The sequence below is a fragment of the uncultured Frigoribacterium sp. genome (assembly GCF_963515265.1).
Taxonomy (GTDB): Bacteria; Actinomycetota; Actinomycetes; order Actinomycetales; family Microbacteriaceae; genus Frigoribacterium.
Genome location: NZ_CAUPYL010000175.1, coordinates 1 through 5,457, shown reverse-complemented (window position 1 = coordinate 5,457; position 5,457 = coordinate 1). Strand labels below are relative to the sequence as shown.

Here is a 5,457-nt window from a genome sequence, read left to right as displayed (position 1 = left end):
CCGTCAAGGCGTCCGTCGCCGAACGGCGGCGCACCGCGCTCGACGTCGCCGAGGCCGCCTGGGCCGGCGAGCCGACGGCCCCCGAGGCGACGCTGCGCGTCCGCGAGCTCCTCACGAGCATCCCCGGCATCGGGCCCACCCGGGTCGCCCGCATCATGACCGACCTCGGCATCGCCGAGTCGAAGCGCGTCGGCGGCCTCGGAGTCCGGCAGCGTCGCATCCTCGGCGACTGGCTCGCCGTCCGTGAGGCCCGGGGACGCGTGCGGTCGCGACTCGTCGTCCTCGCCGGCCCCACGGCCGTCGGCAAGGGCACCGTCTCGACCCACATCCGCGAGAACTACCCCGACGTGCACCTCTCCATCTCGGCGACCACCAGGGCCCCGCGTCCCGGCGAGGTCGACGGCGTGCACTACTACTTCGTCGACGACGCCGAGTTCGACCGGATGATCCGCGAGCGCGAGCTGCTCGAGTGGGCCACCGTGCACAACTCGTACCGCTACGGCACGCCGAGGCCCCCGATCGACGCCGCGCTGCAGGCCGGGCGGAGCGTCCTGCTCGAGATCGATCTCCAAGGTGCGCGACTCGTCCGCACGGCGATGCCCGAGGCCGTCCTCGTCTTCCTCCTGCCGCCCACCTGGGACGAGCTGGTCCGCCGGCTGATCGGCCGGGGCACGGAGGACGCGGCCGAGCAGCAGCGTCGGCTCGAGACCGCGAAGGTCGAGCTGGCCGCCCAGGACGAGTTCGACGTGAAGGTCGTGAACCACGACGTGCCCGAAGCAGCCCGCGAGGTCGTAGAATTGATGACTGCGCCCGAGGACGCACGCCCGCGGGCGTGACTCGCGCCCCGATCTCTGCACCTGCCGGTGCCTGACAGAACCCCACAACGAGGAGTGACCATGGCCGACAAGAACAAGGGCATCATCGATCCGCCCATCGACGAGCTGCTCTCGAAGGTCGAGTCGAAGTACGCGCTCGTCATCTTCGCGTCCAAGCGCGCACGTCAGATCAACGACTACTACGCCGACCTGCACGAGGGCAGCCTCTTCGACAACGTCGGTCCGCTCGTCGACAGCACCATCGACGACAAGCCCCTCTCCGTCGCGATGCACGAGATCAACGAGGACAAGCTCGAGGCCAAGCCCCTGCCCGCCTCCGCGGAGTAGTCGCCGCACGGCTGCCCCTCGTCGTCCGACGTCGGCGTCGTCTCACGTCGCCGTCGTCCGACGTCACTGTCGGCGGCCGGCCGTAGCATCGAACGAGGCCCCCTGGGAGACCGTCCCGCGGGGCCTCGCCGCGTCCCACGACGCCCGACGCCCTCACCCCCCGATCTCGACCCCGACCCCGGAGCCCCTGTGACCTCTTCCGACGTGACACCCGACAGCACCGCGACCGCACCGACGAGCCTCCGGCTCTTCACCTCGGAGTCGGTCACCGAGGGCCACCCCGACAAGATCTGCGACCAGATCTCCGACGGCATCCTCGACGCGCTGCTCGCGGTCGACCCGCAGAGCCGAGTCGCCGTCGAGACGATGGTGACGACCGGGCTCGTCCACGTCGCCGGCGAGGTCACGACCAAGGGCTACGTCGACATCCCGACGATCGTCCGCGACCTCATCGTCGGCATCGGCTACGACTCGTCGGCCGTCAGCTTCGACGGCCGCACCTGCGGCGTCGAGGTGTCCATCGGCGCCCAGTCGCCCGACATCGCCCAGGGCGTCGACACGGCGCTGGAGGCGCGGGGCGGCACCTCGGACGACGCCCTCGACCGCCAGGGCGCCGGCGACCAGGGCATCATGTTCGGGTACGCCACCAACGAGACGCCGCAGTACATGCCCCTGCCGGTGTGGCTGGCCCACCGGCTGGCGGAGCGGCTGGCGCACGTCCGCAAGAGCGGCGAGCTCGACTACCTCCGGCCCGACGGCAAGACGCAGGTCACGGTCGGCTACGACGGCGTCGTCCCGCGCACGGTCGACACGGTCGTCGTCTCCACCCAGCACTCGCCGAGCGTGTCGACGGAGCAGCTCGAGGCCGACGTCATCGCGCACGTCGTGCGACCGGTGCTCGACGAGGCCGGCCTCGACTCGACGGGCACGCGCTTCATCATCAACCCGACGGGGCGCTTCGAGATCGGCGGCCCGCAGGGCGACGCCGGCCTCACGGGCCGGAAGATCATCGTCGACACCTACGGCGGCGCGAGCCGCCACGGCGGGGGCGCGTTCTCGGGCAAGGACCCGTCGAAGGTCGACCGCTCGGCCGCCTACGCCATGCGCTGGGTCGCCAAGAACGCCGTCGCGGCGGGCCTGGCCGACCGCATCGAGCTGCAGATCGCCTACGCCATCGGCCGGGCGGCCCCCGTCGGGCTCTACGTCGAGACCTTCGGCACCGGGCACGTGGCGGACGACGTGATCATCGACGCCGTCCGGCAGGTCTTCGACCTGCGCCCTGCGGCGATCATCCGCGACCTCGACCTGCTGCGGCCGATCTACGCGGCGACGTCGACCTACGGCCACTTCGGCCGCGAGCTTCCCGAGTTCACCTGGGAGGCCCTCGACCGCGTGGACGCGCTCCGGGCCGCCGCCGGTCTCTGACCCGGCTCCCGTGAGCGTGCCCGTCGCGAGCGAGCGGCCGTCGCCGCGCGCCGTGGCGCGGGTGCTGGTCGAGTCGCCGCTGCCGCAGCTCGACCGGCTCTTCGACTACGTCGTCCCGTCGCACCTGCGGGACGACGTCGTGCCCGGCATCCGGGTCAAGGTCCCGCTCCGGTCGGCCGGGCGCATCGCGGACGGGTTCGTGGTCGAGGTCGTGGAGTCGTCGGCGCACGGGGGCGAGCTGAGCGAGGTCGAGGCGATCGTCTCGAGCGCCTCCGTCCTCGCGCCCGAGGTGTACGCCCTGGCCAGGGCCGTGGCCGACCGTGCGGGCGGCTCCGCGAGCGACGTGCTGCGCCTGGCCGTTCCGCCGCGCCAGGCGAGGGTCGAGAAGCAGGTGCTCGCGGCCGCGACGGCCGCCGTCGAGTCGGGCGAGACGGTATCGCACCCCGTCGTCGTCGCCACTGAGGTGACGGGCTACGGGGCCGGCCAGCTGGCGGGCATCGTCGCCGCCCGCGGCCGGGCCGCCGTCGACGCCGTCCCCCTGCTCGACGAGTTGCCCGACGGCTCCTGGGTCGGCCGGTGGGCCGTCACAGTCGCCCAGCTGGCGACGGTGGCCCTGGCCGCGGGCGAGAACGCGATCGTCGCGGTGCCCGACCACCGTGACGAGGACCAGGTCCTGCGCGCCCTGGCGGCCCTGCTGCCCGCCGAGAGCGTGGTCCGGCTCGACTCGAAGCAGTCGAACGCCGACCGCTACCGGTCGGTGCTGCGGGCCAGGGGCGGTCAGCCGCTCGTCCTCGTCGGCAACCGGTCCGTGCTCCTCGCGCCGTCGGCGCGTCTCGGCCTGATCGTCGTCTTCGACGACGGCGACCCCCTGATGGGCGAGCCGTTGAGCCCGTACGTGCACGCGCGGGACACCGCGCTGGTGCGGCAGTCCCAGCAGCAGACCGCGCTCGTGTTCCTCGGCCACGCGCGGAGCACCGACGTGCAGCGACTCGTCGAGATCGGCTTCCTCGCCGAGGTCCGTCCCGACCCCCGCTACCAGCCCCACGTCGTGCCCACGTCCCAGCAGGCGGCCCAGGACGGCTTCGCCGCCCAGGCACGGATCCCTTCGACGGCCTGGACGGCGGCGCGGGCCGCGGTCGAGGACGGTCCGGTGCTGGTCCAGGTGGCCCACCCCGGTTACTCTCCGCGCCTGGCCTGCACGGAGTGCGGCGACACGGCACGGTGCACGCGCTGCGGCGGGCCGCTCGTCCAGCGGGCGCAGGGCGCCCAGCCGGCCTGCTCGTGGTGCGGCGCCCTCGCCGTGGGCTGGCGCTGCTCGACCTGCGAGGGCACGCAGATGAAGTCGGTCGGCACGGGGGCGTCCCGCACGGCCGACGAGCTCGGCAAGGCCTTCCCGGGGGTGCGCGTGATCGTGTCCGACGGCTCCCGCCAGGTGACGCACGTCGACTCCGAGCCCGCGATCGTCGTCGCGACGCGGGGCGCCGAGCCGATCCCGCCCGGTGGCTACCGTGCCGTCCTGCTGCTCGACGGCGAGCGGATGCTCGCGAGGGAGAGCCTGCGGGTGGCCGAGGACTGCCTCCGTTGGTGGGCGAACGCGGCGGCCCTCGCGGCGCGGCGCGCGCCGATCGTGCTGGTCGGCGTGGGCGGGGCCATCGCCTCCTCGCTCGCGACCTGGGAGCTGGCTCGCTACGCGTCCGGCGAGCTGGCCGACCGGCGGGAGCTGCGGTTCCCGCCCGCCGTCCGCGTCGCGACCGTGACGGGCGGCGTCGAGACCGTCGCCCGCGCCCTTGACGAGCTGCCCGAGGGCGTCCGGAAGGAGACCCTGGGTCCGGTCGACGTGCCCGACGCCGGCGTCCGCGCCATCGTGCGCTTCGACTACGCGAGCGGGCACGACGTCGCGCAGGTGCTGCGGTCCCAGGTCATCCGCGCCGCGACGGAGCGCCGCAAGGCGATCGGCTCCCGGCGTGGCCGGGGGCTGCCTACACTCAGGGTGCGGTTCGACGACGTCGAGCCGTTCACCGACTGACCTCCAGGAATCCCTTGCGCCTCGTCTTCGCCGGCAGCCCGTCGGCCGCCGTCCCGTCCCTGACCGCCCTCGCCGCGAGCGAGCACGAGGTGGTCGCCGTCGTCACCCGCGACGACACGCCCCAGGGCCGTCGCCGTGTCCTCACCGCGACCCCGGTCGCCCTCGAGGCCGAGCGCCTCGGGCTGCCGGTCGTCAAGACGCGGCGGATCACGGAGGAGGTGGCCGGGCGGATCGCCGCCCTCGACGTGGACCTCGGGGTCGTCGTCGCCTTCGGCGCCCTCCTCCGCGAGCCGGTCCTGTCCGCGCCTCGCCTCGGCTGGGTCAACCTGCACTTCTCCCTGCTGCCGCGGTGGCGCGGAGCCGCCCCGGTGCAGCGGGCGCTCATGTCCGGCGACGAGCGCACGGGTGCCGTGGTGTTCCAGCTCGTGCCCGAGCTCGACGCCGGCGACCTGCTGGGCACCCTCGAACGTGCCCTCGACGGCACGGAGACCGCCGGCGACCTGCTCGACGAGCTCGCCGCCACCGGTGCGGACCTCCTCGGCGACGTCGTCGACCGGCTCGCCTCGGGCACGGCCGAGGCGGTCGCCCAGGTCGGCGAGGTGACCCTCGCGCCCAAGCTCGTCCTGGGCGACGGCGCGCTCGACCTCACGCTCCCGGCGACCCAGGTGGTCGACCGCTGGCGGGGCACCACGCCCGAGCCCGGCGCCCACCTGCCGTTCGGCGACGCCCGGCTCAAGGTGCTCGAGCTCCGTGCCGTGGACGCTGGCGCGGGCGCAGACGACGCGGCTGACGCGGCTCACGCGGGGGCCTCCTGGTCGTTCACGGGTGTCGTGGTCGTCGTGT

The 5,457-nt window shown here is 73.9% G+C and carries 5 protein-coding genes; all 5 read left to right on the top strand.

Features of this window, described 5'->3' with window-relative positions; all coding sequences use genetic code 11:
- A partial coding sequence (gene gmk, locus RWM17_RS11835) for a guanylate kinase (RefSeq protein WP_399540472.1) occupies nucleotides 1–836 on the top strand: 836 nt, incomplete at its 5' end.
- A 60-nt stretch (nucleotides 837–896) separates the two neighbouring features.
- Nucleotides 897–1,163 carry a DNA-directed RNA polymerase subunit omega gene (rpoZ, locus tag RWM17_RS11830; RefSeq protein ID WP_314103930.1) on the top strand — a complete coding sequence of 89 codons (267 nt, stop codon included), beginning with the start codon at nucleotides 897–899 and terminating at the stop codon, nucleotides 1,161–1,163.
- A 204-nt stretch (nucleotides 1,164–1,367) separates the two neighbouring features.
- Nucleotides 1,368–2,588 carry a methionine adenosyltransferase gene (metK, locus tag RWM17_RS11825; RefSeq protein ID WP_314103928.1) on the top strand — a complete coding sequence of 407 codons (1,221 nt, stop codon included), beginning with the start codon at nucleotides 1,368–1,370 and terminating at the stop codon, nucleotides 2,586–2,588.
- Nucleotides 2,589–2,598: 10 nt separating this feature from the next.
- On the top strand, nucleotides 2,599–4,614 hold the full coding sequence (locus tag RWM17_RS11820) for a primosomal protein N' (protein WP_314103925.1): 2,016 nt from the start codon (nucleotides 2,599–2,601) through the stop codon (nucleotides 4,612–4,614).
- A 14-nt stretch (nucleotides 4,615–4,628) separates the two neighbouring features.
- Nucleotides 4,629–5,457 (top strand): methionyl-tRNA formyltransferase (locus tag RWM17_RS11815; protein ID WP_314103923.1); only part of this gene is annotated, 829 nt, incomplete at its 3' end.